We start from the raw sequence: 25,215 nt of genomic DNA on the forward strand, positions 1-25,215 counted from the left end.
TTAGCGCTATCAATACAACGACCGGAGACACAGATGGCCGCATTCCCTCATCCCGCCGGAGCAGTCCGATGACGGCCGCCCTGCCCCAGGCCGCCGCGGCAGCCACACCCGCGGCGGCGCCGCTGCCCTGGCGCGAAAAGCTGGCCTACGGCGTGGCCGACATGGGTTTCAATTTTTACTGGACCAACGTCGCCACGTTCCTGCTGATCTTTTATACGGACACGTTCGGGATCTCGGCCGCCGCGGCCGCGACGATGATGTCGACGATTAAGATCATCAACGCGTTCACCGACCCGATGATCGGCGCCGCCGCCGACCGCACGGACAGCCGCTTCGGCAAGTTCCGTCCGTGGCTCGTGTGGATGTGCGTCCCGCTGGCCGGCGCCGCCGTCCTCACCTACACGACGCCCGGCCTGGAAGGCGACGCGAAACTCGCCTGGGCCTACGGGACGTATTTGCTGATGATGGTGTGCTACACGTGCGTGAACATCCCGTACAACGCGCTGTCCGGCGTGATGTCGGCCGATCCGCAACAGCGCTCGACCATCAACGGCCTGCGTTTCATCTTCGCGTTCGCGGGCAGCACGCTCGTAACGGCCGCGACGCCCGATCTCGTGCGCTGGCTCGGCGCCGGCAACGACCAGCGCGGTTGGCAGCTGACGATGCTGCTGTGGGGGGTCGCCGCGTCGCTGCTGTTCGTGCTCACCTTCTTCAATACACGCGAGCGCATCGCCCCGCCGCCGGGGCAAAGGAACGCCGTGTGGCGCGACGTGCGCGACCTCGCGGGCAACCGGCCGTGGGTGGTGCTGTTCTTCCTCGCCCTGATCATCATGGTGACGATCACCCTGCGCACCGCCAGCGCCGCCTATTACTTCAAATACGTCGTCGAGCGGCCGGAGCTGATGCGCTCGTTCGTGCCGACCTACATGGTGACGGCCGCCATCGGCGCAGCCCTCACGCCCCTGCTGACCCGCTTCATCGACAAGAAGACGCTGATGATCGTGCTGATGAGCACCACCGCCGTACTGTCCGCCGCGTTCTACCTCGTGCCGCCGGACCAGGTGTGGCTGATGTTCGTGCTGCAGGGCGGAATGGGCCTCGTGCTGGGGCCGAAGTCGCCGCTGGCGTTCTCGATGTATGCCGACACGGCCGACTACAACGAGTGGCGCACGGGCCGGCGCGCCACCGCCATGACGTTCGCCGCCGCCACGTTCTCGCAAAAGCTGGGCACCGCGGTCGCCGTCGCCGTGATCGGGTCCGTGTTCACGGCGCTCGGCTACGTCCCCAACGCCGTGCAGGCCACCGGGTCGCGCGAAGGGATCGTATGGCTCATGTCCTTCATCCCGGCGGCGTTCGCCGTCGCCGCCGTCGCCGTGATGTGCTTCTATAACCTGAATGCCAGTCAGCTGGCGCGCATCCAGACCGAGCTGTCCGCGCGCAAGCCCCTCATCGAATAAACAACGCGAATAACAACGACAAGGAAAGACCATGCTGCAACCGACCGAGAACGGCGCACGCTACGACCTCGCGAGCCCGACCGCCATGCCGTACGCCGGCGGCTTCCTGTGGAACCGCCGGATGATGATCCAGGTGACGTGCCGCGGCTACGCCACCGCCCAGTTCATGCAGCCGGAACCGGCCAAGTATTCGCACGCGCCGAACCTCGAGGCGAAAACCTTCATGCAGCCGGAGCAGGCCTATTACGCGCATCATCCGGGCCGGTTCTTCTACGTGAAGGACGAAGAGACGGGCGAGATTTTCTCGGCGCCGCACGAACCCGTGCGCGCGGCGCCCGACCGTTTCAGCTTTTCCGTCGGCCGCGACGACCTCGCGTGGACCGTCGAAAAGCTGGGCATCCGCATCGGGCTGCGCCTGGGCGTCCCGGTCGACGACGTCGCCGAGCTGTGGACCCTCACCGTGACGAACGTCAGCGGCCGGCCGCGCAAGGTCAGCGTCTATCCCTACTTCACGATCGGCTACATGTCGTGGATGAACCAGGCGGCCGAATACCGCGCGGACCTCGGCGGCATCGTCGCGTCCAGCGTGACGCCCTACCAGAAGCTGCAGGACTATTTCAAGAACAAGGATTTCAAGGACAGGACGTACTTCCTGTGCGAGACGGCGCCGGATGCGTGGGAAGCGAACCAGGGCCAGTTCGAAGGCGAAGGCGGCCTGCATGCGCCGGATGCGCTGCGCAACGAGCGCCTGGCCGGGGGCGACGCCCGCTACGAAACGCCCGCCGCGGTCGTGCAATATCGCCTCGCACTGGATGCCGGGGCCACCGTGACGCGCCGCTTCCTGTTCGGCCCCGCGCGCGACGACGCCGAGATCGCGTCCATGCAGCGGCGCTACCTCGGCGCGGAGCAGTTCGCCGCCGCGGCCCGCGACTACGCGGCGTATGCCGACCAGGGCGCCGGCTGCGTCGAGGTCGAGACGCCGGACGCGGAGTTCGACAACTTCGTCAACCACTGGCTCGCGCGCCAGGTGTTCTATCACGGCGACGTCAACCGCCTCAGCACGGACCCGCAGACCCGCAACTACCTGCAGGACAACATGGGGATGGCGTTCATCAAGCCCGCCGTCGCGCGCGCCGCGTTCCTGCACGCGCTGTCGCAGCAGGGTACGAACGGGGCTATGCCGGACGGGATCCTGCTGTTCGAAGGCGCGGAGCTCAAGTACATCAACCAGGTGCCGCACACGGACCACTGCGTATGGCTGCCCGTGTGCCTGCAGGCCTATCTCGACGAGACGGGCGACTATGCGATCCTGGACGAACCGGTCACGGGCCACGACGGCATGGCGCTCACGGCGTATGAACGGATCTCGATGGCGATGGACTGGCTGTTGCACAAGCGCGACCACCGCGGCCTCTCCTACATCGAACAGGGCGACTGGTGCGACCCGATGAACATGGTCGGGTACAAGGGCCGCGGCGTGTCCGGCTGGCTGACCGTGGCGGCCGCGTACGCGCTGAACCTGTGGGCCGATGTGTGCGCGGCGCGCGGCGACGACTGGCGCACGGACCACTTCCGCGCCGGCGCGCTCGACATGAACACGGCCGCGAACCTGCACCTGTGGGACGGCGCGTGGTACGCCCGCGGCATCACGGACGACGACGTGATCTTCGGCGTGAGCGACGACAAGGAGGGCCGCATCTACCTGAACCCGCAGAGCTGGGCGTTCCTCAGCGGCGCGCCGGACGAGAAGCAGCGCGCGACGATGCTGGCGGAGATCGACGGCCAGCTCGACACCCCGTACGGCGTACAGATGTTCGCCCCGCCCTATTCCGCGATGCGCGAGGATGTGGGCCGCGTGACGCAGAAGCACCCGGGATCGGCGGAGAATGGCGCCGTGTACAACCACGCGTCCGTGTTCTACATCTACAGCCTGTACACGATCGCGCAGCCGGACCGCGCGTGGGACGCGCTGCGCAAGATGATTCCGGGACCGGGCGAGGACGACTACCTGCGGCGCGGGCAGCTTCCCGTGTTCATTCCGAATTACTACCGCGGCGCGTGGAAGGAATACCCGCGCACGGCCGGCCGTTCGAGCCAGCTGTTCAACACGGGTACCGTGTCGTGGGTCTATCGTTCGATCGTCGAAGGCCTGTGCGGCCTGAAGGGCGATGCGGCGGGCCTCGTCGTGAACCCGCAGCTGCCGTCGCACTGGCCGTCCATGCGCGTGCGCCGCGTGTTCCGCGGGGCCACGTTCGACGTCAGCGTGACGCGCGGCGCGGTCGAGCGGACGACGGTCGTGTGCGACGGGCAGACGCTGCCGGAAGCGCGCATCGGCGGCATCGAAGCGGGGCGCACGTGTCGGGTCGAGGTGACGGTGCCCTGAGAGCCGGCGTCAGGCGGCACGGACCGGGCATGCGCCTGTCCGTGCAACGATTTGCGTCGCGCGTGATCGAAAGCGTATCCGTCCCGGCCGGGACGCGATCCGTTTTATGGAGCAGGTCGCCATGCGCATCCGAATCTGCCTCGTCGTTCCGTGCTTCGCCGCGCTGACGGCAGGCGCCGAACCGCTGTACACGCTGACCATCCTGCCCGAGTGGCTGCAGGCCAGCGCCATCAACAATGCCGGACAGATGACCGGCGTGATGCCGGTTCCCGGCGGCTCTCACGCGTTTTTCTTCACGAACGGCGACGTGCGCGACCTTGGCGCGCTGGGCGGCGCGCGCAGTTTTGGCTACGGCCTCAGCGACAACGGCATGGTCACAGGCGACGTCGCGCCGGCCAACCGTCCCGGTCACGCCTTCCTCTACGCCGGCGGTACGATGAGCGACTTGGGCACGCTGCCCGGCGGAAGCTCCAGCATCGGCCTCGGCGTGAACGACACCGGGCAGATCACCGGCTCGGCGACCACCGCCGCGGACCGGACGCATGCCATGCTCGCCGGCTATGGCGGCATGCGGGATCTCGGCACCCTCGGCGGCGATTTTTCATACGGTATCGGCATCAACGACGCCGGCCACGTGGTCGGCGCCTCGACCTTCGGTGGCGATGCATCGCGGTACCATGCGTTTTTCTATCGCGATGGGGTGATGACGGACCTCGGCGATTTCGGCGGCGTCGGCAGCTTTGCGCAAGGCATCAATGACCGCGACCAGGTCATCGGCGCCGTCGTGGACACCGCCCAGGTCGCCCGCTCCTTTCTCTACACGGACGGCACGGTGACGATGCTCGGCGACTTCGGCGGCCGCTACACGGGCACGTGGGACATCAACAACCTCGGGCAGGTGGTCGGCTACTCGACGTTCAATGATGACATCAATTCCCGGCACGGCTTTTTGTACACGGATGGCAAGCTGCTGGACCTCAATGGGTTGATCGATCCGGCACTCGGCTGGACTGTGGCGACGGCCCTCGGCATCAACGATGCCCAGCAAATTCTCGGTTACGCCTGTCGTACGAGCGACGTATGTCGGCCGGTGCGGCTGGATCCGATCACGCCGCCCGCCGTCCCGGAGCCAGGCGCACTGGCGATGTTGCTGGCAGGGGTGATCATATGCGTTGGCGCGAACACAGCCAAAAAAAAACAGGACCGGAAGCGCTAAGCGACCAGTCCCTAAGAGGAGATATTTGAAGAGTGCGCAGCCCCCCGCGCACCCGCACCGCCTGCCGGCGCCACCGGCTGGTAGCGCTAACAAGCAATGCTGACAGTGTAACGTTTCCACGGAAAATGTAAAGCTCAACCGGGTGATTTTTTTTTCGTGGCCGTTGGCCGGATCAGGTGCTTTCCCGCTCGCGCAACGTGAAGCCGAGGTCGATCCGACGCTCGCGCGGCTCCTTCCCGCCGATCACGTCGAGCAGCAACGACGCCGCCTCGTACCCGATGCGGTAACGCGGCGTGTCGATGGTCGTCAAGGACGGCACCATCCATGCGGACGCCGGCAGGTCGTTGAAACCGGCGATGGCGACGTCCTGCGGCACGCGGATGTCGTGGCGCTGGCAATAATAGATGGCGCCGTGCGCAAGGTCGTCGTTGCAGAAGAACACGGCATCGCAATCCGGGAGCGTGTCCAGTGCGTGGCGCATCAGCTCGGCGCCGAGCGCGATGGTGGACGGGTCCGGCACCATGATCTCCAGCTTCGGATCGGCCAGGCCGGCCGCCTGCATCGCCTGCCGGTAACCGTCCGCGCGGCGCAGCGTGCGCTCGTCGAGCTGCGCGCCGACGAACGCGATGCGCTTGTAGCCGCGCTCGATCAGGTGGCGCGTGATGGCGTTGCCGGCGTCGTGCTGCGAAAAGCCCACCGACAGGTCGCCCGGTTCGTCGGCCAGGTCCATCATCGACACGACCGGCATGCGCGACGCGGCCAGCATGCGCTCGACCTGCGGGCTGTGCGTGAGGCCGGAGAGCAGGATGCCGTCCGGATTCGACTGCAGATACGTGAGCAGCAGCTTTTCTTCCTCGGCATCCGAATAGCGCGTATTGCCGATCAGGAGCTGGTACTGCCCGTGTTCGATGGCGTCATGGATACCGTCGAGCACGGCCGTGAACACGACGTTCGACAGCGACGGCACGAGCGCCACGATCACGCGCGACTGCGCCGACGCGAGGGCCCGCGCGGCGCGGTTGGGCACGTAGCCCAGTTCCACCACCGCCTGCTCGACCTTGGTTCGAGTCGCCTCGGACACCAGTTGCGGCTGGCTGAGCGCGCGCGACGCCGTCATCGTCGATACGCCCGCGTGCGCCGCCACCTCTTCCAGTGTAGTCCGCCCCGTTCCCCTTACCTTACCTGTACTGCTTCTGCTCATTGTCATTTTTTTCGTAAATGCTGACCACACTGCGGGCCGACCATGGATTGCGCCACGGATTGAATATTTTGTCAATGTTTGACATGCAATCGTTCCCAATCCGCGCCGCGTCGAATCACTGTCGAGTCCTGTCCGACTGCTCCTACAATCGCCTGACGCCTGCGCCGATTGTCGGCCCCGGCAGACGGCCTACCATGGCATGTCACGTACCGTTCAAGGAGACGATTATGCCGAGCAAACAGGACCACAAAGGCAAGGGCAAGCAAGGCCGGAACTATGATGAGCTGAACAGTGCCGGCACCCAGCAGAACTCCGACCTGGCCAGCGGCCCGGGCGACAACGCGCAGCGCGGCGACCAGGGCAACCTCCAGAGCGGCAACCTCGACCAGGGCAACCAGTCGCAGTCCGACCTCGGCAGCGGGCCCGGCGACAATTCGCAACGGGGCAGCCGTGGCGGCGGCAACATGCAGAGCGGCGGCCAGGGGAGCCGGTCGGGCCGGAACCGGTTGACGCCGGACGATCTCGATACGGACGAGTCCCTGTAACACCACCACGGGCCCGTCCACTGGGCGGGCCTGTCCCGTTGCATGATGTTGTGTTTACGCGTCACTCGGGGAAAGAGTTGCCGCGCGGAATGATACAATCTTCCGTCCGTGCGCCCGCGCCGACTCCTTCCGCATCATCCTCGGTCTGACTGGAAACACATCATGAACGCGCCGGCCCTGCCCGCCTCCGCCGCCGACTACATCGCGCATATCGATCTTGCCTTCGAACTGATGGTCGTGCTGGACGCGTCCGGCCGCATCGTGCGCGCCAACGCGGCGGCCGGGGACATCCTCGGCTACAGCCCGGTCGAGCTGGCGGGACGTCCCGTGCGCGAGCTGCTGCATCCGGACGAGCGGGCGGCCCTGGACACGCTCACGGCCGACCTGCTGGCCGGCCGGCCGTGCCACGAGCGCGAACTGCGCTGGCGTCGCAAGGACGGCGCGACGATCTATCTGTCGCTGTCCGCGCGCTGGTCCGCGCGCGCCAGGCTCGTGTACGCGAGCGCGCGCGACGTCACCGCGCACCGCGCGGCGCGCGACGAACTGAGACGCTCGCGCGAGCGCATGAACGACATGCTGGAGAGTATCGGCGACGCGTTCTTCGCCATCGACCGCGACTGGCGCATCACGTACGCCAACCGCAAGGCCGGCGCCTTCATCGGCGTGGACGTGGCGCCGAATGTCGGGCGCCACCTGCTCGAGGTCGCGCCCGCGCTCGAGGGGACGGCCATCGTCGAGCACTACCGCCGCGCGCTCGCCAGCGGCGAATCCGGCTTCTTCGAAGCGTACTGGCAGCCGTCGGCGACGTGGGTCGAGGTACGCTGCTACCCGACGCCCGACGGGCTCTCCGTCTACTTCCATGACGTCACCGCCAAGCGCGTCGCGCTGGACGCCGTCCGCAAGAGCGAGCAGCGCTTCCGCAACCTGTTCCAGGAAGCCGGCGACAGCATCGTGATCGCCGACGCCGACCTGCGCATCATCGCCGCCAACGGCCGCGCGTGCGCCCGCTTCGGCTACACGGAAGACGAATTCATCGGCCTGTCCGTGAGCGACATCGACGGCCACCACGCCTACACGTCCGGCATGCTCGACAGCCTGCGCGCCGGCCAGACGCACCTGCTGCGCATGGCCAAGCGGAGAAAGGACGGCACCAGCTTCCCGGCCGAGGTGCACATCTCGCGCTTCGAGGACGGCGGCCAGGAATACTTCCAGGCCATCATCCGCGACCTGACGGAGCGCGAGGAAGCGGAGCGCCAGCTGCGCGCCAGCGAACGGCGCTTCCGCGAAGTCATCGAGATGACGCCGGCCGGCTATGTGCTGGCCAGCGCGGACGGCCGCGTCCTCGACGTCAACCCGGCGCTGTGCGCACTCTCGGGCCACACGCGCACCGCGCTGCTCGGGCGCACGCTCGACGAGCTGTTCGTCGCCTTCCCCTGGCACGGCCTCGCGGCGCACGACGCCGACGCCCCCGTGCAGGGCGTGGAGGCGGTGCTGCGCCACGCCCAAGGCGGCGCCGTGCACGTGCTGTTCAACGGGAGCGTGCGGCGCGACCCGTGCGGCAACGTGGAATCCGTGACCGGCCTGATGAGCGACATCACGGACCGCAAGCAGGCCGAACGCCGCCTGCAGCAACTGGCCACGCACGACACGTTGACGGGCCTGCCCAACCGCGCGCTGCTGCAGGAACGCGTCCAGCGCATGCTCGACGAGTGCCCGCACGGCCGCGCCGTCGCCGTCATGTTCCTCGATCTCGACCGCTTCAAGGAAGTCAACGATTCGTTCGGCCACGAGCTGGGCGACGCGCTGCTGTGCGAAGTCGCGGCGCGGCTGCGCAAGGTGATGCGGCCGGGCGACGTGATCGCCCGCCTCGGCGGCGACGAATTCGTCGTGGCGGCCGAGTGCGCGGGCGCGCAGGATGCCGAAGTGATCGCGGCCAAGCTGCTCGACGCGCTGGCGCTGCCGGTGCTCGTGGGCGGCCAGGAAGTGACGGCCGGCGGGTCGATCGGCATCAGCATGTTCCCGCACGACGCCGGCACCCGCGAGCTGCTGTTCCAGACGGCCGACACGGCGATGTACGGCGCCAAGCGGGCGGGCCGCAACCGCTACCGCTTCTTCGAGCCGGCGATGACGCTCGCGGCCCAGGCGCGCATGGCGCTCGAGATGGCGCTGCGGCCCGCCCTCGCACGCGCCGAGTTCGAGCTGCACTACCAGCCGCGCATCGACCTGCGCACGATGAACGTCGTCGGCATCGAGGCGCTGATCCGCTGGAACAGCGCGGACCTGGGACGCGTCTCGCCGGGCGAATTCATCGCCATCGCCGAGGAGACGGGCCTGATCCTGCCGATCGGCCGCTGGGTGCTGAACGAGGCGTGCCGCCAGACGCGCGGCCTGATCGACCGCCACGGTCGCACCATCCGCGTGTCCGTGAACGTGTCCGCGCGCCAGCTCGCGCAGCCGGGGTTCGTCGACGAAGTCCGCGCCGCGCTGGCGGACACCGGCCTCCCCGCCGACTGCCTCGAAGTGGAACTGACGGAAAGCGCCCTGATCGAAGACATCCCCCGCACGGCCGCCATGCTCGACGAGCTGCGCGCGCTGGGCGTCAAGCTGGCCGTCGACGACTTCGGCACCGGCTATTCCGGCCTTGCGTACCTGCGCCGCTTCCACATCGACGTGCTCAAGCTGGACCGCTCGTTCGTGCTGCAGGCCGACGGCCGCATCAGCGCCTTCGACTTCATCAAGGCGTTCGTCGACATGGCCCATGCGCTGAAACTGTCCGTCGTGGCGGAAGGCGTGGAAACGGCCGAGGTGCTGGACTTCCTGCGCGCGGCCGATTGCGACGAGGTGCAGGGTTACCTGATGGCCCGGCCGATGCCGCTGGAGGCGCTCGAGGCCTGGCTGGTCGCGGCGACCGAGGGCTAGCGCGCGGCGACGGCGGCGCCTGCCGCCGTCTCCTCCTCCGCCTCTTCGGGCGGCACGAGCAGCAGGAGCCGCCCCTCCAGCGCTTCGAAGCGCAGGGGCAACCGCATCCGGCACACTTCCCCATCCGTCGCCGTCTTGAGCTTGCGCCGCGCCGACAGCAGCGGCGCGCGCACCGTCATGCTCCGGAACGCGAACGCCTGGACATCCTCCGCCTCGCCCAGCCGCCCGAGCGCCCCGCGCACGAGCAAACCCAGCATCCGCAAGCGCCCGACAGGCCGCGGCGCGATCGCCACCAGCCGTCCTTCCTCCAGCGCATGGTCGAGCGCGTGCATGCCCACCTGTTCCATCTGCAGGCGGTTGTTGCCGACGAAGACCGTGGGCGTGCGCAGGCGGCGCGTCTGGCCGTCCAGTTCGAGGGTGATGCGCAGGCTGCGGTAGCCCCGCAGCGCCGTCTTGATGGCCGACAGCAGGGCGACGACGCGCGAACGGCCGTACTGGCGCTTGTCGTGCTCGCGCTCTTCCAGCAGGTGCGGATACATGCCGACGCTCGCGTTCACGAGGAAGATGCGCTCGTTGAGCAGGCCGATCTGCACGGGCCGCACGCGTGCTTGCAGCAGCGCGCGCACGGCCTCGGCCAGGTCTTCCGGGATGCCATGCGTGCGGCCGAAATAATTGAAGGTTCCCTGCGGCAGCACGCCGAACACGCAGCCGTGCGCGACGGCCGCATGCGCGACCGTGTTGAGCGTGCCGTCGCCGCCCGCCGCGACGAGGATGGCGCCGTCGCGCGCCGCCCGCCCGGCCATGACGCGCGCGGCGTCCTCCAGCTTCGCCGCGTCGTGCACGACCTCGAGTTCGCACGACCGTCCCGCCGCACCCAGCACGTCGCGGATCGTCGTGCAACGCAGGTCGGTCTCGGTCCGGCCGGAGCCGGCATTCAGGACAACGTAGAACGGCGCATCGGGGCGCACAGGTTCGGGACGTGATGCGGCGAGCATCGCCGTCGATCTCCATGGTCGGTGGTTGAACGGGCAAGCGCAGGATAGCAGCATTCGCGCGACCGGCTCGCCCGGCTGAACGTGGCGAACGAAATGTAACTTCAGCCCCCATTCACCAGGATGGTGCATTCCCCGTCGCCCGTGCCAATGTCAACAATTTCGCTACGCGCAGCGCTGCCCGCGAAGCGATATACTCGCAAGCACAATCATAATTTCATCCTATCGAATCGCGCCGCCCAGCCAACGCGGCGCGCTTCCTGCACCACACGCACAGCATGAGAATCAGCAAAGAGAAGGCCGCAGACAACCGGGCCGCATTGATCCGCGCGGCGAGCAAACTGTTCCGCGAACGCGGCATCGACGGCGTCGGGGTCGCCGAGATCAGCAAGGAGGCGGGTCTCACCCACGGGGCGCTGTATGCCCATTTCCGGTCGAAGGACGAGCTGGCGCTGGAAGCCCTGTCGTATGGCCTCGATCAGGCCAATTCGCGCATGTATTCGGGCACGGTGGACGGCATGCCCGACCTCGCGCGTTTCCTCGACCGCTACCTGTCGCTGGAGTCGCGCGACGACTTCGGCAACCGCTGCGCGATGGCGGCGTCGGCCAGCGAGATCGGGCGCCAGGACAACGCGCTCAGCGCCCGCTTCGCCGAGGGCTATATGGTGATGGTGCGCGCGTTCGAGCGCCAGATCGCGCAGAACGAACCGGGCAGCGACGCCCTCGCCCGCGCGATGGTCGTCGTGTCCACGATGATCGGCAGTCTCGCGGTGGCGCGCGGCGCCGCCAAGGGCAACCCGGCCGTGTCCGAGCAGGTGCTGCAGGCCACCCGCCGGCTGGTGGACGAGTTGATGCGCGCACCCGCGCGGACTAGCGTTACTTCGTGACGCCGATCGGGGTGCGGTGGCCGCCCTTGAACGTGTACAGGGTCAGCACGCCGTCGCGGATGTCGCCGTGGGCGTCGAACGCGATGGTGCCGGTAACGCCCGGATAGCGGACCTTCGCCAGCTCCGGCAGGTATCTCGCCGGCGCACTCGATCCCGCCTTGTCCATCGCCGCTGCGATCGCCAGCACGGCGTCGTACGAATACGGCGCGATGATCTGCACGTCGATGCCGAAGCGCTTTTTATAGTCGGCGCGGAACTTGTCCATGCCGGCCTTGCCCTTCTCTTCCACGCCGCCCGCTTCCGCGCACACGACCTGGCCATCCGTCATCGTATTGCCCGACAATGGCTGCATGGCGTCCGAGCAGATGCCGTCGCCGCCCATCATCTTCGCGTTGATGCCCAGCTGTTTCATCTGGCGCAGCATCGGGCCCGCCACGGCGTTCATGCCGCCGAAGAACACGAGGTCCGGGTTGCCGGCGCGGATACGCGTCAGGATGGCGGCGAAGTCCGTCGCCTTGTCGTTCGTGAATTCACGCGCGACCGGCTTCACGCCCTGCTGGCGCAGGCTGTTCGTGAATTCCGTGACGAGGCCCTGGCCGTAGGCGGTACGGTCGTCGATGACGGCGATGCGCTTCGCGCCCATCGTCGTGACGGCGTAGCGGCCCAGCGCGCGGCCCAGCTGGATGTCGTTCGCGACGACACGGAACGCCGTGTTGTAGCCCAGCTGCGTGTACTTCGGATTCGTGGCCGACGGCGAGATCTGCGGGATGCCCGCGTCGTTGTAGATCTTCGCGGCCGGGATCGTCGTGCCGGACGTCTCGTGGCCGATCACGGCGTTCACTTTCGCATCCGCCAGCTTCTGTGCCGCGGTGGTCGCCGCCTTCGGGTCGCCCGCATCGTCCTCCGGCACGAGCACCCATTTCACCTTCTTGCCGCCGATCGTGGCGCCGCGCGCGTTCAGCGCGTCGATCGCCATGCGCACGCCGTTTTCGCTGTCCTTGCCGAAATGGGCCACCGGTCCCGTCATCGACGCCACATGGCCGATCTTCACGGTCTCCTGGGCCGTGGCGACACCCGCCGCGGACAGTGCCAACACCAACAACGCTTGCTTCTTCATTCCATCCTCATCTAAAACTGCGATTCTTTATACCAATACGCTAGGGTAGCGCGGATGAGCCGATTTCACAAGTCTTGCAAAGGAACCCAGAATTTCAGGCACAATGGGATTTTGGTTTTCCGAAGTCCACGATGACAGCCGACTCTCCGTCACCGCTTCCCTCACTGGGCGCCGCCACCCTGCTGCGCGCCCTGTTCAAACGCCCGCGCCGCCTGAACGGCGTGCGCACCCCGCGCACCGCATACGTGCTCGACAGCATCGATTCGAACCAGCTGCGGCGCTACCGCCAGGCCCTCGGCTTCCGCGACGACGGCATCCCCGTCACCTATTACTACCTGCTGGCCCAGCGCGCCCACGTGGCGACGATGCTGGACGACGCGTTCCCGTTCCGCCTGCCCGGCACCGTGCACACGGAAAACGCCCTCCGGGCGCTGTCCGAGCCACTACGCGACATGCCGCTCGTGCTGTCGACGACCGTCAACATCCGGCCGCCGGCCGAGAACGGCGCCGTGTATGCAGAGCTGGACACCGTCGCGCGCCAGCAGGGCACCGACATTTTTACGTGCCGCAGCACCTACCTCGTCGTGCGCGGCCAGGCCGGCAGGAAACGCCGCCAGGAAGCGCGCGACCTGCCCGTGCTGACGGGATGGCGCCTGCCCCGCAATACCGGCCGCGCCTACGCCCGCATCTCGGGCGACTGGAACCCGATCCACCTGTGGACGTGGAGCGCGCGCCTGATGGGCATGAAGCGCCCGATCGTCCATGGCATGCACACGCTGGCGCGCGCGTGCGCCGAGCTGGAACAGGCGTGCGGCCGGCGCATCCTCGCGCTGGAAGGCCGCTTCCGGGCGCCGGCCGCGCTCGGCAGCGAACTGGTGCTCGGCGCCGACCTCGCGGCCGGCAGCTTCGCCGTCGGGGGCGGCGGGCGCATCGTGGCGGAAGGAAGTTTCCGGACCATTTGATATAGATCAAAGAAACTGCTTGATAGATTCGCCATCCTGAGATCGTCCCCACCGGACTCTCAGGAGGCAATCATGTATGACCGTATCCTCGTCCCCACGGACGGTTCCGACGTCTCCGCCGCCGCCGAGCAGGCCGCCATCGCCTTCGCGCGCGCCCATGGCAGCGAAGTCGTCGTGCTCGCCGTCGGCCAGCCGCAACCGCCCATCGCGTCGGCGGAAGCCGCGATGGCCATCGACCCCGGCCTCGACGACGCCGTCCTGCTGGCCGCCGCCAGGGAACACGCGCGCAAGGTCGCCAATGCCGCCGAGGCGGCCGGCGTAAAATGCACCTCGCTGGCCGTGCTCGACTACTCGCCGGCCGACGCCATCCTTGCGACGGCCGACAGCCACGCCTGCGACCTGATCTTCATGGGCTCGCACGGCCGGCGCGGGCTGTCGCGGCTGCTGGCCGGCAGCGTGACGCAGAAAGTGCTGGCCGACGCCCACGTGCCCGTGATGGTCATGCGACCCCGCGCTTCCGGGAGGAAGTAACCGTGTACAAGCGCATCCTCGTCCCCGTCGACGGCACCGAACGGGGCGCCGCCGCCCTCGGGTCCGCGCTGGGACTGGCTAAACTGGGCGGCGGCACGATCGTCGGCGTGCACGTGGCGGGCGAGTCGCCGCTGCTCGCGACGGGCGACATCGGCGGCCCGTTCTACGACGCCTGGCGCGCCGAGGCCGACCGCCAGGGCCGCGACGCGCTCGACTATGTCGTGCGGCGCGCCACCGAGGCCGGCGTGCCGTGCGAGACGGTGCTGGCGCCGCCCGGCCCGCCGTGGGAAGGCATCATCGCGACGGTGCGCGCACGCGGCTGCGACGTGATCGTGATGGCCTCGCACGGCCGCCACGGCATGGCCGCGCGGCTGCTGGGCAGCGAGACGCAGCGGGTGCTGATCCACTGCGATATCCCGGTACTGGTGGTGCGCTAGTCGATCCCGAGCCAGCGCCGGTACGCGCCGTAATGGTGGATCGCGAAGCCGCCGAAGGACGGCGCGGCGCCCACGGCGCGCGCCGTTTCCGCCAATTCGCGCTCCATGTCCCCTTCCCGCAGGTGGTGGAACGACACCTTGCGGATGGCGTTCGGCATCGTCTCCACGCCGATGACGACGGGCTTGCCGGTCTTCGCGCCGTAATCGAGTTCGTCGCGCGCATGGCTGACGATGCCGTCGGCGCCCGCCGCATGGTCGCGGTAATCCATCAGCGCGACGGTGTCGTACAGGTCCTGAACGTGCTCGTTCATCGGCTTGCGCTTGCCCTTCCACTCGATCGACATGCCGTCGTACCAGAACGGGATCGCGGGGCCCATCGGCAGGTTCGGCGCCACCGCATTCTTCTGGCGCATCAGCGCGTCCGACATGTCGAGGAAATCGCCCAGCAATTCCATCTTGCGGGTGCTCCACGCATCGAGGATGTGCGGCTCGATGTCGAGGCTGATGCCGTCGAAACGCTCGTCGGGCGCGGCGGCCGCGTTGTAGTCCAGTACCCGCTGCAGCATCGCCTGCGCGGCCCGGCGGTGCTCGGGCAGCAGGTAGCGTTCCGTGTGCAGATAGCCTGACCCCAGCAGCGCCTGCACCTTCAGCCCGGCCGCGTGCATGCGCCGGATGAGCGTCCGGTAGCGCGCCGGCTGCGCGGCGATCAGGTTGCGCCCTTCGTACGCGTCGGCGTACACGTAGGCCGTGGCGATCGCCTTGTCCTTCAGGAACGCGATGGCGGTGCGCGCGGCCGCGTCGTCTTCCAGCATGGCGTACGACTCGCCTTCCCAGATCCAGATCGCGCGCGGACCGGCCCTCGTATCGCCCGCATGCGCGAGCGGCAGCGTCGATAGCGCCAGCAGCAGCGCGGCGGTCCACCGGCGCGCCGTCACAGCGGCATCTCCACGTGGTACTGCCCGATCCCGATCGAGCGCCCCGTTTCCGGGTGCGACGGGATCATCGAGACAAAATACTTGCCGTGCGGGAGACGGCCCAGCTTCGCCCTCAGCGCGACCTTCACGGACGCGCCGGGTGCCAGGGTCTGGATCTCGCCGGCCGTCTCGCCCAGTTCCAGGCCGCCCGCGTCGCTGATGACGAGCAGCGGCACGAACGCGCCCGACGTCGTCGTGCCCTGGTTGACGATGGTCGCCTCGATGCTGCCGCCCGCGCCGCGGCGCAGGTCGTTCACGGCGACCTGGTCCGCTTCCGCCGCGAGGTCCACGCTGCGCAGCTTGCGGCCGTCCTCGTGCCAGGACGCCAGCGCGGCCGGCGCGGGTTCGAGCGCGGCGGCGCTGCCGGCCTGGCGGTTCGCGACGAAGAAGGCGTCGAACTGGGCGCGGGCCCGCGCGAGCGCCTCTTCGTCGGCCGCGCGGTCCAGGCGCATGCCGTCGGCCAGCGCGAATAGCCGCCCCTGCGCCAGGTACACGGCACCGGACACGAAGTCGGACAGCTCCGTCTTCGTCTGCTTCAGCGGGATCACGTGCAGGTTGCGGAACGCCGGTTCGGTATCGAGACCGGTACCCAGCCACGTCACCTGCGCCGGCGTGCGCAGGCCGTAGCCGTGACCGAGGAAGGCGAGCAGCGACGGCGCGATGTCGAATTGCGACGACACGGCCTTGATGGCGCGCGGCGCCTTCAGCAGCGGCGAGAACACGATCAGCGGCACGTGGTAGCGCTCGATGCGCGTGTCCATCGGCAGCTCGGGCAGCCGGTGGTCGCCCGTCACGATGAAGATCGTGTTGTCGTAGCCGGGCAGCTGCGCCGCCTGCTCGAAGTACAGGCGCAGCGCGTCGTCCGCGAACAGGATGCTGGCGAAGACCTCGCGCTGGCCCGTGTACGCGGGGTTCGCCCCTTCCGCGATGCCGAGCGCGGCCAGGCGCTCGCCCACCTTCTGCAGATACATCGGCTTGTCCGGGAACGTGAACGGATCGTGCGTGCTCGTCGTCTGGATGATGCGCACGGAAGGTTGCCGCGCGTCGTCGCGCTGGCGCGCGATGGCCGTCTCCATCAGCGCGCGGTCGTCGTAGCCCCAGTAGTTGCTGCGCTGGTAAGGCGGCTTGTAGTCGGTCTCGCTGATGAAGTCGTCGACGCCTTCGCGGCGCAGGAACAGGCCCTGGTTGTCGAACTCGAGGTTCGACCCGCTCGCGTACTCCAGGTGGTAGCCCTGGTCTTTCAGGATCGACAGGAGCGAGGCGTGGCGCGGCATCCGCTCGCCCAGCGCGGCCATGCCGTTGGCGCCGAACGGCAGCGAACCGAACACGGTCGGCAGCACCCCGAACGTGCGGCCCTGGCCCGCCAGGAAGTTTTCGAAATACAGGCTGCGGCCGGCCAGCTCGTCGAGGAACGGCGTGAAGCTGCCGAAGCGGGCGCCGGGTCCGGAAAAGCTGCGGCCGAGGCCTTCGACGATGATGAACACGATGTTCGGCGGCGCGCCCGGCTTCGTGTCGATCAGCGGCCCGAGCGTGTCCGGCGTGCGCTCCGCGTGGGCGAACGGATAGCGCGGATCCTTGCCGGTCCACGGAAGGCCCTTCGCCTGCGTGTGCGTGTCGGTGCCCTGCTCGCCGGCCACGTGGGCCACGCTGCGGTCGGTGAAATACGCCATCTTGTTGCGCAGGTAGTCGACGCTCGCCTCCGTGTCGGCGGCGGCCGGCGCGAAGTGGTCGGGCAGCAGGTTGTACGCGCCGATGCTAAGCAGCGCCGCAACAAGCGCCGCACGCGCACGCGCGCGCGGCCACCACGGCCGGAAGCTCGCGACGAGGACGCCGACCAATGCGGCCAGCGCAAGTACGTACGCGACCAGCAGGCCGATGCCGGGCTGCGCGCGGCCCCCGACCGTCGTCGCGATCTCCGCGCGCGAATAGCCGAACAGGTCGGCGCCGAGCGGCACGCCGGCCGTCCAGTGGTATTGCAGCAAGCCCACCTGCGCCGCCAGCAGCGCGCTCCACAGCACGCCGAGCGCCATCACGCGCCAGCGCCGGCGCGGCAGCAATGCCAGCGGCACGGCGCCCAGCAGGAAGACGAAGGCATAACGGGCCAGCGCCAACAGGTCATTTGCCAGCGCGGGGCCGAACAGCACGGACACCTCGATGCCGCCGGCGCCCGCGTGGATCGTCTCCGCAATACGCAGCACGAGCCAGCCGGCCAGCAGGGCCGGCAGGGTTTCCAGTCCCGTCGCCAGCGCGCCCTTCACGCGGGCGAGCAGCTTGCCGGCGAAGCGCGGCGGCGGATCGTCGTGCCGGCGGGCGGGTGGCGTCGCGCTTACCATCGGCGATACAGGGAGAACGTGACGCCGCGCTGGTTGTCGGCGCCGCGCGCGCGCGAGAAGGAAGCGCCCACGCGCGTGCCCCACTGCGGCGTCCAGTAGCGCACCCAGGTCGCGCTGCCACCGCCGGAGCGGCTCTGGCCGCCCACGAGGCTCAGGGGATCGTCGCTGCGGCCGCTGTTGACGGTCGCCTCGGCATATGTGTCGGCATCGCCCGCGTAATACCAGCGCGCCAGCAGGCGTTCGCCGGTACCGTGCGAGCCCGCCGACACGATGTTCTGGTGGCGCAGCTGGACGTACCAGTCGCCCGTGTATTTGGCGATGCTGACGCCGTAGATGTTCACGCGCGCCGCGAAACCGAGCACGTCGTCGCTGACCGACGCCTCCCAGCCTTTGCCGAGCGACTGATACAGCTCCGCGCGTCCCGAGTTCGCGGGGAACAGGCGCGCCGCGGCGCCGCGCTGGTAGCGCAGGTTGGCATACGCGCCGGACCACAGGTTCGCATAGCCGTCCAGCGCCCACGCGTAGTCGTGCAGGCCGAAGCGGTGCGCGCGCAGCGTCTCGACACCGAGCGAGCCGGCTTTCGTGTAATGGCGGATGCCGGCCACCTGGTCGTTCCAGCGCGGGCCCGTGCCGACGTCGGTCCAGCTCGACGACAGGCTCGCCGCCCACGTATAGCCGGCCGCGATCGTGGCGTCGGGATTGCCGGCGCGCGGCTGCAGCGCGGCCGCCAGCGCGTCGAACACAGCGCCGCCGCCGCCCAGCGCTTTGGCCTTGTCGAGGTCCATGCGGGCCTCGGCATTGCGACCCAGCGCGCGCAGGACGCGGCCGCGCGCGACGTACGCGGCCGCATCCTGCGGCTGCAATGCGATCAGGCGGGTGTACGCATCGACCGCCTGCTCTGGCTGGTCGCTCCAGGCATAGGTGTTGCCGAGCGCGGACCAAACGTCCGCATACGTCGGCGACGCCGTGGCGGCGGCGCGCAGGTCGCGCTCGGCCTCCTGCCACCGTCCGAGGCGGGCATACACGATGCCGCGGCCGAGCAGCACGTCGACGTTGCCCGGCGAGCGCGCGAGCAGCGCGTCGTAGGCGGCCAGCGCCAGCTCGGGCTGGCCATCGTTGGCGAGGGCGCGCGCCCGGGCGTAGGCGTCATCGAAGGTGGGGGTCGCGGCCGGCCGGGCGGGGGCGGAAACGGATGAAGGCGATGGAAGCGATGGAGGCAGCTGGGAGGCGACGGGCATCTGGGCAAGAAAAAGTGGCAAAAGTGAGCAGCAATGTTAAATGCTGCCGTGCTACAACTTTGCCGTCTCCAGAGGGGAGCGTCAAGGAGAGCACGCCCGACGCTTCCCGGATGTCGCACAAAACACGCAAATCGCTTGCTACCCTGATCAGGCCGCCGAGCCGCCCAGCCGGCGCAGGTGGTCGCGCCAGATGTCGATGCGCTCGGCCGACAGGGAATGGGCGCGCCCGACCAGCGTCGCGCGCACGGGCCGGATACCGGCCCGGCCGAGGATTTGCCGGCGCATCATCTTGATGCCGTAGCCGCCGTAGCCCCACCGGTAGACGGCCGCCGGCATGCCCATGCTGACGACGAGCCGCGCGCTGCGTCCGCCCAGCAGGCCGGCGCCGAACGGCCGGTGCGGGTCGTCCATGAAGACGCCGGGCCGCGTGACGTGCTCCAGGAAGCCGCGCATCAGCGCGGGCATGTCGCCCATCCACAGCGGGTACACGAACACGAGGTGGTCCGCGTGCTGGATCGCCTCCTGCACGGCCGCCAGTTGCGGCGGCGCCGAGCCGTGCCACCACTCGGACGGGCTGGTCAGCAGGGGGAAGTTCATCCGCGCCGGCTCGACGACCTCGACTTCATGCCCCGCATCGCGCGCGCCGTCCACGTACGCCTCGGCCAGCGCATGGCACAGGTGCGGGCGGTGGCAATCGGGATGGCCCTGGATCAATAGAATGCGTGCCCCCATCAGCAACCGCCATGCTCTCGTTCGACTTGTACAGCGCTCATTTTTCGCCTTCGATCTGTATTCCCTCAATCAGGCTAACCGAACACAACATTGCTACGTTGCGAGATATCAATCCACAGGGATTTTTTCGTGCTATCGGAAGTCTAAGAAAATTCTTACTCCAAGGAGCGGAGATGCCCGCCACCCGTGCCAGACCGAGCCGTCCACGCGCCATCTGCGCCGCGCTGCGGCATGGCCGCAAGATGCTGTGCCGGCGCATCGGCGACATCGTGTCCGGCCCCGACGACATGGTCGCACACGGTTTCGCGACGCTCGTCGCGGCCGTCGAGGCGGCCTTCCGGCACGAAGAGCTGATCATGGAGACCCTGGGCTACACGCACCTGCACGAGCACCGCGAGGAAAACGCCGTCGTGCTGTCCGCGCTGCACCACGTGCTGCCGGAGGTCGAGCGGGGCGACCACATGCTGGGCCGCCAGGTGCTGTCCGCGCTGGTGGACGTGCTGGACCTGCACCGCCTGTCCGGCGAGCTGGCGCTCACGGTGGCGGCCCGTCCGGCCGAGGTGCGGGCCCGCGGACACGCGGCGCGCGCCACGCTGCACGTGGCCACGCGCCGCCCGTCCTCACGCTGACAGCCGCCTCGCCATATACAGCGCGCCAGCCGGATACGTGGCCAGCGCGACGCCGTCGCCGGCCGCGGCCGCATAGCCGAGGCTTTCCCAGAACCGGCGCGAGTCCTGCACGGACACGAGCGCGGAGTGGCGCAGGCCGGCGGCCCGCGCGAGCAGCGTGTCCACCAATCGGCGCGCGACACCCTGCCCGCCCGCCCGCGGTGCCACGGCGAGGTCGTGCAGGTACAGCGTATCCGGCGTGTCCGGCAGCGTGAAATGGCCGCCGAGCGGCGTCACCTTGCCGAGCCGCGACGGATACGCGAACAGGTACGCGCAGATGCCGTCGGCGTCGCGCGCAACGAGCACCGTGTCGGGGCTCGCGCGCAGGCGCGCCCGGACGACGTCCGCCGCTTCCTGCATGGCCGGCGGATAGCACGCGGCCTGCACGGCCAGCACGGCGTCCAGGTCGGCCTCCGCCATCGGGGCCATCCGCATCAGGCGGTCCCCAGCGCCCGCGCGACGATCGCCGCGGCGTCGGCGACGACCTTGCTGTCGCTTTTCGAACCCGTGTAGTAGACGGCCACGATCACGGGCTGGCCCTGCGGCGGGAACACGAGGCCGACGTCGTTGGTCGTGCCGTGGGCGCCCGTGCCCGTTTTGTCGGCCACGCGGCAATCGGCCGGGAAGCCGGCCTGGATGCGCTCCTTGCCCGTCGTGTTGGCGAGCATCCAGTCGAGCAGGCGGCGCCTTGCGTCCGGTGCGAGCGCTTCCTCGAGCAGCAGCGCTTCCAGGCTCCGCGCCATCGCGCGCGGCGTCGTCGTGTCGCGCGGGTCGCCGGGGATCGCGGCATTCAGTTCGGTCTCGCGGCGGTCGAGGCGGAACGCCGTGTCGCCGATGCGGCGCGCGAACGCCGTGACGGCCGCCGGGCCGCCGATCCGGTCGAGCAGCAGGTTGCATGCGCTGTTGTCGCTCACCTGCAGTGCGGCGGCGCACAGGTCCGCGATCGTCATGCCGTCGTCGACGTGTTGTTCCGTCACGGGGGACCACGACACCAGGTCCGCCTTCTTGTAGCGCACGCGCTCGTCGAGGAGCGCCGGTGTGCGCGCCGCCAGCGTCAGCACGGTCCCGACGACCATCACCTTGGCCGTGCTGCAGAACGGGAAGCGCTCGTCGCCGCGCCACGCGATGACGTCGGCCCCGCCGCGGCGCCAGGCGGCGACGCCGAGGCGGCCGCCGGCGCGGCGTTCGAGGCCGGCCAGCGCCTGCGTGGCGTCAGCGGCGGCGTGGACGGCGCCGGGCAGCCCGATCGCGGGAAGGATCAGCGCGGCGCGCAGGACGGTGCGGCGTGTCGTGTCGGTCATGGGATCTCCTGATGGTGGACGGGGCCGTCATTATGCCGCAAGACGTTCCGGTTGCCGCTTCGCAAAGTTTCGCGATATGGTTCAGGTTTGCAGGCACACGACTGGAGACGACATGCACAAGGCCATCCTGCCCCTCGCCATCGCGGCACTCTGCGCGGGTGCGCCCGCCCACGCGGCCAACCGCACGGACAACGTCGACGTCTTCATCGGCACCGGCGGCGACGGCCACACGTTCCCCGGCGCGACCCGCCCGTTCGGCATGGTGCAGCTCAGTCCCGACACACAGGTGCGCCACTTCCGCCAGAGCTATCCGTGGGCCGCCGGCTACCGCTACGAGGACGATTCCATCCTCGGCTTCTCGCACACGCATTTTTCCGGCGCCGGCCACTCGGACCTGGGCGACGTGCTGCTGATGCCGACCGGCGGCGAGGTGAAACTGGAACCGGGCTGTCCCGAGCGCCCGTTCAGCGGCTACCGCTCGCGCTTTTCGCACAAGGACGAGCGCGCGGAGCCGGGCTATTACGCGGTGAAACTGCTGGACAACGACGTCGACGTGGAGCTGACGGCGAGCGAGCGCGTGGGCCTGCACCGCTACCGCTTCAAGCCGGGCGCCCAGGCCAATGTGATCCTCGACCTGCGGTCCAGCATCTACGACTGGTCCGGCAAGAATCTCTGGTCGCGCGTACGCCTGCGCGGCAACGACACGGTCACGGGCATGCGCGAGACGCGCGGCTGGGCGCCGGGCCGCCAGCTGTACTTCGCGATCCGCTTCTCGCGGCCGATCGTCGCGCACCAGTTGATGAACCGCGAGGAAGGCGTCGAATACCGGGGCTTCGCGGCGCCCGGCAAGGCGCCGGCCGACAAGGTCCTCGTCGAAGGCAAGGCACTGGAGGGCACGTTCGGCTTCGGCACGCCCGCCGACGGCACGGTGCTCGTGAAGGTCGCCGTGTCGGGCGTCAACGAGGACGGCGCGCTCGCCAACCTCGCGGAGATGCCGGGCTGGGACTTCGATGCCGAGCGCCGGCGCGCGCACGACGCGTGGGAAGACGCCCTGGGCGCCGTCGACATCGACGCGCCGCAGCCGATGAAGCGCATGGCCTACACGAGCCTGTACCACGCGCTGCTGGCACCGAGCCTGTTCATGGACGCGGACGGCAAATACCGCGGACCGGACAACCAGGTGCATGCGGCGCAGGGCTTCCGCTTCCACTCCACGTTCTCCCTGTGGGACACGTACCGCGCGCTGCACCCGCTGCTGACGCTGATCCAGCCGGAGAAGCGCAACGTCGACTTCGTGCGTTCGCTGGTCGAATCGCAGAAAGCGAGCCCGTACGGCATCCTGCCCGTGTGGCAGTTCGCCGGCCTGGAGACCTGGTGCATGATCGGCTACCACGCGGTGCCCGTCATCGCCGACGCGTACATGAAGGGCCTGAAGGGTTTCGATGCCGACGAGGCCCTGCGCGCGATGACGGCCAGCGCGGAGTATGGCCCGTACGGCGGCCTGCAGTACTACATGAAGCTGGGCTATGTGCCGATCGACCTCGAGCCGGAAGCGGCGTCGAAGACGGTCGAATATGCGTTCGACGACTGGACCATCGCGCGCATGGCCGACAGGATGGGCCGGCGCGACGTGGCCGACCGTTACTACAAGCGCGCGCAGAACTGGCGCAACGTGTTCGATCCGAAGACGGGCTTCGTGCGCGCGAAGACATCGGATGGAAAGTATCGCGAGCCGTTCGACCCGGTGCGCTCGAACTTCGGCAGCGATTACACGGAAGGCAGCGCGTGGCAGTATTCCTGGTATATGCCGCACGATAACGCGGGCCTCGTGAAGCTGCTCGGCGGTGACGCCGGGCTGATCGACAAGATCGACCAGGTGTTCGACGCGAAGATCGACCCGACCGTGTACGCGCACATGGAAGACATTTCCGGCCTGATCGGCCACTACGCGCACGGCAACGAGCCGTCGCACCACGTGGCCTACCTGTACAACTACGCGGGCGCGCCATGGAAGACGCAGGCGCGCCTCGCGCAGATCGTGAAGAGCCAGTACAAGGACACGCCGGACGGCCTCGCAGGCAACGACGACCTGGGCCAGATGTCGGCCTGGTTCGTGTTCACGGCGCTGGGCTTCTATCCCGTCGCGCCGGGCAGCAACGAGTACGTGATCGGGCGGCCGTTCGTCGAGCGCGCGGCGTTGAACCTGCCGAACGGGAAGCGCTTCACCATCCGCACCGAGGGTTTGTCGGACGCGAACCCGTACGTGGGCAGCGTGACGTTGAACGGCAAGCCGCTCGCGCGCAGCGTGCTGCGCCACGATGAGATCGTGGCGGGCGGGGAACTCGTGTTCCGGATGCAGGCCACGCCGAACAGGGACTGGGGCAAGGCGCCGGCCGCGCGCCCTTACACGCAGACGGCGTATTAGCGGCGGCGCATGCTGGCGACGGCGACGCCGGCCAGGATGACGGCGAAACCGGCCGCGTGGTACAGGTGCGGCGGCTCCTTCAGCAGCGGCCACGCCGCGATAGTCGCGAACAGCGGGATCAGGTACACGGTCAGGCTCGCACGGGCCGGGCCGGCCGCGGCCACGAGGCGGTCGAAGAAGAAGTACGCGCCGAGGCTAGGCACGACGGCGAGGAACGCGAGCGCCGCGTACAGGCGGCCGTCGGCGAAGTCGGCGACGGTGCCGCTGGCCGCTTCGAACGCGGCGAACGGCGCCAGCACGAGCGCGCCGCCGCCGATCAGCGCGGCCAGCTTCACCGTGGACGGCAGCGGCGGCAGCGGCAGGCGCTTGTTGAAGACGGTGTAGAACGACCAGCCGCACGCGGCCAGCACGACCCACAGGTCGCCGCGGCCGAATTCCAGCTGGCCCAGCGCCGTCACGTCGCCCTTGGCCAGCACGACCAGCACGCCGAGAATCGCCAGGAACATGCCGCCGGCCTGGCGGCGCGACAGCGGCGCCTTCCACACGAGCGTTTCGATCAGGGTCACGAGCGCCGGGCAGGCGGCGAAGATGATGCCGACGTTGGCCGCGCTCGTATGGCGCGCGCCGACGTATTGCGGTGCGACGGAGAGGCCCATGCCGAGGCCGGCCAGCAGCAGGACGCGCTGCCAGTTGGCGCGGAGCAGGCCGCGCAGCGCCCACAGGCGCGGTCCGCACGACGGCAGCAGGATCAGGAACGCCAGCATCCAGCGCCCGAAGGCGAGGAAGACGGGCGGGATCCCCGCGCCCTGCGCCCAGCGGGCAACGACGAGGTTCGCTGCGAACAGCGCGGGAGTGATCAGCATGAGCGGCAGTTCGGCTGCGAAGGGATCACTCCGG

General features: G+C 68.8%; 21 protein-coding genes. 11 read left to right on the forward strand and 10 right to left on the reverse strand.

The window, feature by feature from the left end; translation table 11 throughout:
* Positions 1 to 68: 68 nt before the first annotated feature.
* The 3 genes from ASD28_RS21680 (at position 69) to ASD28_RS21690 (ending at position 5,056) form a co-directional block, all read left to right on the forward strand.
* Entirely contained in the window at positions 69 to 1,457 is a 1,389-nt protein-coding gene (locus ASD28_RS21680; protein WP_056133135.1) for an MFS transporter, read from the forward strand.
* A 31-nt stretch (positions 1,458 to 1,488) separates the two neighbouring features.
* On the forward strand, positions 1,489 to 3,840 hold the full coding sequence (locus ASD28_RS21685) for a GH36-type glycosyl hydrolase domain-containing protein (RefSeq protein ID WP_056133138.1): 2,352 nt from the start codon (positions 1,489 to 1,491) through the stop codon (positions 3,838 to 3,840).
* A 121-nt stretch (positions 3,841 to 3,961) separates the two neighbouring features.
* A complete protein-coding gene (locus ASD28_RS21690; RefSeq protein WP_056133141.1) occupies positions 3,962 to 5,056 on the forward strand; it encodes a PEP-CTERM sorting domain-containing protein in 1,095 nt (364 codons plus the stop codon).
* A gap of 172 nt (positions 5,057 to 5,228) precedes the next feature.
* Here the strand turns inward: ASD28_RS21690 and ASD28_RS21695 are convergent, their stop codons facing one another.
* Complete coding sequence (locus ASD28_RS21695) at positions 5,229 to 6,257, reverse strand: LacI family DNA-binding transcriptional regulator (RefSeq protein WP_056133144.1); 1,029 nt, start codon at positions 6,255 to 6,257, stop codon at positions 5,229 to 5,231.
* Positions 6,258 to 6,484: 227 nt separating this feature from the next.
* On the opposite strand from ASD28_RS21695, the gene ASD28_RS21700 reads away from it, so the two are divergent.
* Positions 6,485 to 6,802 carry a hypothetical protein gene (locus ASD28_RS21700; RefSeq protein WP_056133147.1) on the forward strand — a complete coding sequence of 106 codons (318 nt, stop codon included), beginning with the start codon at positions 6,485 to 6,487 and terminating at the stop codon, positions 6,800 to 6,802.
* A gap of 162 nt (positions 6,803 to 6,964) precedes the next feature.
* On the forward strand, positions 6,965 to 9,721 hold the full coding sequence (locus ASD28_RS21705) for an EAL domain-containing protein (protein WP_056133151.1): 2,757 nt from the start codon (positions 6,965 to 6,967) through the stop codon (positions 9,719 to 9,721).
* Here ASD28_RS21705 and ASD28_RS21710 read toward each other — a convergent pair.
* Entirely contained in the window at positions 9,718 to 10,716 is a 999-nt protein-coding gene (locus ASD28_RS21710) for a diacylglycerol kinase family protein (protein WP_056133154.1), read from the reverse strand. The genes ASD28_RS21705 and ASD28_RS21710 overlap by 4 nt on opposite strands.
* Positions 10,717 to 10,991: 275 nt before the next feature.
* On the opposite strand from ASD28_RS21710, the gene ASD28_RS21715 reads away from it, so the two are divergent.
* The gene (locus ASD28_RS21715) at positions 10,992 to 11,600 is read left to right on the forward strand and encodes a TetR/AcrR family transcriptional regulator (RefSeq protein ID WP_056133157.1); all 609 of its coding nucleotides are present in this window, start codon (positions 10,992 to 10,994) and stop codon (positions 11,598 to 11,600) included.
* On the opposite strand, the gene ASD28_RS21720 is transcribed toward ASD28_RS21715, so the two are convergent.
* The gene (locus ASD28_RS21720; RefSeq protein ID WP_056133160.1) at positions 11,590 to 12,717 is read right to left on the reverse strand and encodes a branched-chain amino acid ABC transporter substrate-binding protein; all 1,128 of its coding nucleotides are present in this window, start codon (positions 12,715 to 12,717) and stop codon (positions 11,590 to 11,592) included. The genes ASD28_RS21715 and ASD28_RS21720 overlap by 11 nt on opposite strands.
* 131 nt (positions 12,718 to 12,848) lie before the next feature.
* Between ASD28_RS21720 and ASD28_RS21725 the strand changes: the two genes are divergently transcribed.
* The 3 genes from ASD28_RS21725 to ASD28_RS21735 all read left to right on the forward strand — a co-directional run bounded on the left by ASD28_RS21725 (position 12,849) and on the right by ASD28_RS21735 (position 14,647).
* Positions 12,849 to 13,679, forward strand: a complete 831-nt coding sequence (locus tag ASD28_RS21725) for a MaoC family dehydratase (RefSeq protein ID WP_056133163.1) — start codon at positions 12,849 to 12,851, stop codon at positions 13,677 to 13,679.
* Between the two features lie 72 nt (positions 13,680 to 13,751).
* Positions 13,752 to 14,210 carry a universal stress protein gene (locus ASD28_RS21730; protein ID WP_056133167.1) on the forward strand — a complete coding sequence of 153 codons (459 nt, stop codon included), beginning with the start codon at positions 13,752 to 13,754 and terminating at the stop codon, positions 14,208 to 14,210.
* A 2-nt stretch (positions 14,211 to 14,212) separates the two neighbouring features.
* Positions 14,213 to 14,647 carry a universal stress protein gene (locus ASD28_RS21735; protein WP_056133170.1) on the forward strand — a complete coding sequence of 145 codons (435 nt, stop codon included), beginning with the start codon at positions 14,213 to 14,215 and terminating at the stop codon, positions 14,645 to 14,647.
* On the opposite strand, the gene ASD28_RS21740 is transcribed toward ASD28_RS21735, so the two are convergent.
* From ASD28_RS21740 to ASD28_RS21755, 4 genes are all read right to left on the reverse strand, one after another.
* Positions 14,644 to 15,582 carry a hypothetical protein gene (locus tag ASD28_RS21740; RefSeq protein WP_056133175.1) on the reverse strand — a complete coding sequence of 313 codons (939 nt, stop codon included), beginning with the start codon at positions 15,580 to 15,582 and terminating at the stop codon, positions 14,644 to 14,646. The two genes, ASD28_RS21735 and ASD28_RS21740, sit on opposite strands and share 4 nt — an antisense overlap.
* Positions 15,579 to 17,954: an LTA synthase family protein gene (locus tag ASD28_RS21745; protein WP_056133177.1), complete on the reverse strand. Its 2,376-nt coding sequence runs from the start codon at positions 17,952 to 17,954 to the stop codon at positions 15,579 to 15,581. The genes ASD28_RS21740 and ASD28_RS21745 overlap by 4 nt, the downstream gene beginning before the upstream one ends.
* Positions 17,948 to 19,213, reverse strand: a complete 1,266-nt coding sequence (locus tag ASD28_RS21750) for a YaiO family outer membrane beta-barrel protein (protein ID WP_229412413.1) — start codon at positions 19,211 to 19,213, stop codon at positions 17,948 to 17,950. Before ASD28_RS21750 ends, ASD28_RS21745 begins: the two co-directional genes overlap by 7 nt.
* Positions 19,214 to 19,339: 126 nt before the next feature.
* On the reverse strand, positions 19,340 to 19,924 hold the full coding sequence (locus tag ASD28_RS21755) for an NAD(P)H-dependent oxidoreductase (protein WP_056133591.1): 585 nt from the start codon (positions 19,922 to 19,924) through the stop codon (positions 19,340 to 19,342).
* Between the two features lie 173 nt (positions 19,925 to 20,097).
* Here ASD28_RS21755 and ASD28_RS21760 point away from each other — a divergent pair, with 173 nt between their 5' ends.
* The gene (locus tag ASD28_RS21760) at positions 20,098 to 20,553 is read left to right on the forward strand and encodes a hypothetical protein (protein ID WP_056133183.1); all 456 of its coding nucleotides are present in this window, start codon (positions 20,098 to 20,100) and stop codon (positions 20,551 to 20,553) included.
* Here ASD28_RS21760 and ASD28_RS21765 read toward each other — a convergent pair.
* Both ASD28_RS21765 and bla read right to left on the reverse strand, forming a co-directional pair.
* Entirely contained in the window at positions 20,545 to 21,027 is a 483-nt protein-coding gene (locus ASD28_RS21765; protein WP_200948763.1) for a GNAT family N-acetyltransferase, read from the reverse strand. The two genes, ASD28_RS21760 and ASD28_RS21765, sit on opposite strands and share 9 nt — an antisense overlap.
* Positions 21,027 to 21,893: a class A beta-lactamase gene (gene bla / locus ASD28_RS21770; RefSeq protein ID WP_056133186.1), complete on the reverse strand. Its 867-nt coding sequence runs from the start codon at positions 21,891 to 21,893 to the stop codon at positions 21,027 to 21,029. The genes ASD28_RS21765 and bla overlap by 1 nt, the downstream gene beginning before the upstream one ends.
* Positions 21,894 to 22,005: 112 nt before the next feature.
* Between bla and ASD28_RS21775 the strand changes: the two genes are divergently transcribed.
* The gene (locus ASD28_RS21775; protein WP_056133189.1) at positions 22,006 to 24,318 is read left to right on the forward strand and encodes a GH92 family glycosyl hydrolase; all 2,313 of its coding nucleotides are present in this window, start codon (positions 22,006 to 22,008) and stop codon (positions 24,316 to 24,318) included.
* Here the strand turns inward: ASD28_RS21775 and ASD28_RS21780 are convergent.
* The gene (locus tag ASD28_RS21780; protein WP_056133192.1) at positions 24,315 to 25,181 is read right to left on the reverse strand and encodes a DMT family transporter; all 867 of its coding nucleotides are present in this window, start codon (positions 25,179 to 25,181) and stop codon (positions 24,315 to 24,317) included. The two genes, ASD28_RS21775 and ASD28_RS21780, sit on opposite strands and share 4 nt — an antisense overlap.
* Between the last annotated feature and the right edge of the window lie 34 nt (positions 25,182 to 25,215).

The sequence above is a fragment of the Massilia sp. Root133 genome (assembly GCF_001426525.1).
Classification (GTDB): Bacteria; Pseudomonadota; Gammaproteobacteria; order Burkholderiales; family Burkholderiaceae_D; genus Telluria; species Telluria orientalis.

Coding starts and splice junctions, on each gene's coding strand:
- ASD28_RS21680 (WP_056133135.1), top strand. CDS start 69: ATGACGGCCGCCCTGCCCCAGGCCGCCGCGGCAGCCACACCCGCGGCG.
- ASD28_RS21685 (WP_056133138.1), top strand. CDS start 1,489: ATGCTGCAACCGACCGAGAACGGCGCACGCTACGACCTCGCGAGCCCG.
- ASD28_RS21690 (WP_056133141.1), top strand. CDS start 3,962: ATGCGCATCCGAATCTGCCTCGTCGTTCCGTGCTTCGCCGCGCTGACG.
- ASD28_RS21695 (WP_056133144.1), bottom strand. CDS start 6,257: ATGAGCAGAAGCAGTACAGGTAAGGTAAGGGGAACGGGGCGGACTACA.
- ASD28_RS21700 (WP_056133147.1), top strand. CDS start 6,485: ATGCCGAGCAAACAGGACCACAAAGGCAAGGGCAAGCAAGGCCGGAAC.
- ASD28_RS21705 (WP_056133151.1), top strand. CDS start 6,965: ATGAACGCGCCGGCCCTGCCCGCCTCCGCCGCCGACTACATCGCGCAT.
- ASD28_RS21710 (WP_056133154.1), bottom strand. CDS start 10,716: ATGCTCGCCGCATCACGTCCCGAACCTGTGCGCCCCGATGCGCCGTTC.
- ASD28_RS21715 (WP_056133157.1), top strand. CDS start 10,992: ATGAGAATCAGCAAAGAGAAGGCCGCAGACAACCGGGCCGCATTGATC.
- ASD28_RS21720 (WP_056133160.1), bottom strand. CDS start 12,717: ATGAAGAAGCAAGCGTTGTTGGTGTTGGCACTGTCCGCGGCGGGTGTC.
- ASD28_RS21725 (WP_056133163.1), top strand. CDS start 12,849: ATGACAGCCGACTCTCCGTCACCGCTTCCCTCACTGGGCGCCGCCACC.
- ASD28_RS21730 (WP_056133167.1), top strand. CDS start 13,752: ATGTATGACCGTATCCTCGTCCCCACGGACGGTTCCGACGTCTCCGCC.
- ASD28_RS21745 (WP_056133177.1), bottom strand. CDS start 17,954: ATGGTAAGCGCGACGCCACCCGCCCGCCGGCACGACGATCCGCCGCCG.
- ASD28_RS21755 (WP_056133591.1), bottom strand. CDS start 19,924: ATGGGGGCACGCATTCTATTGATCCAGGGCCATCCCGATTGCCACCGC.
- ASD28_RS21760 (WP_056133183.1), top strand. CDS start 20,098: ATGCCCGCCACCCGTGCCAGACCGAGCCGTCCACGCGCCATCTGCGCC.
- ASD28_RS21765 (WP_200948763.1), bottom strand. CDS start 21,027: ATGCGGATGGCCCCGATGGCGGAGGCCGACCTGGACGCCGTGCTGGCC.
- bla (WP_056133186.1), bottom strand. CDS start 21,893: ATGACCGACACGACACGCCGCACCGTCCTGCGCGCCGCGCTGATCCTT.
- ASD28_RS21775 (WP_056133189.1), top strand. CDS start 22,006: ATGCACAAGGCCATCCTGCCCCTCGCCATCGCGGCACTCTGCGCGGGT.
- ASD28_RS21780 (WP_056133192.1), bottom strand. CDS start 25,181: ATGCTGATCACTCCCGCGCTGTTCGCAGCGAACCTCGTCGTTGCCCGC.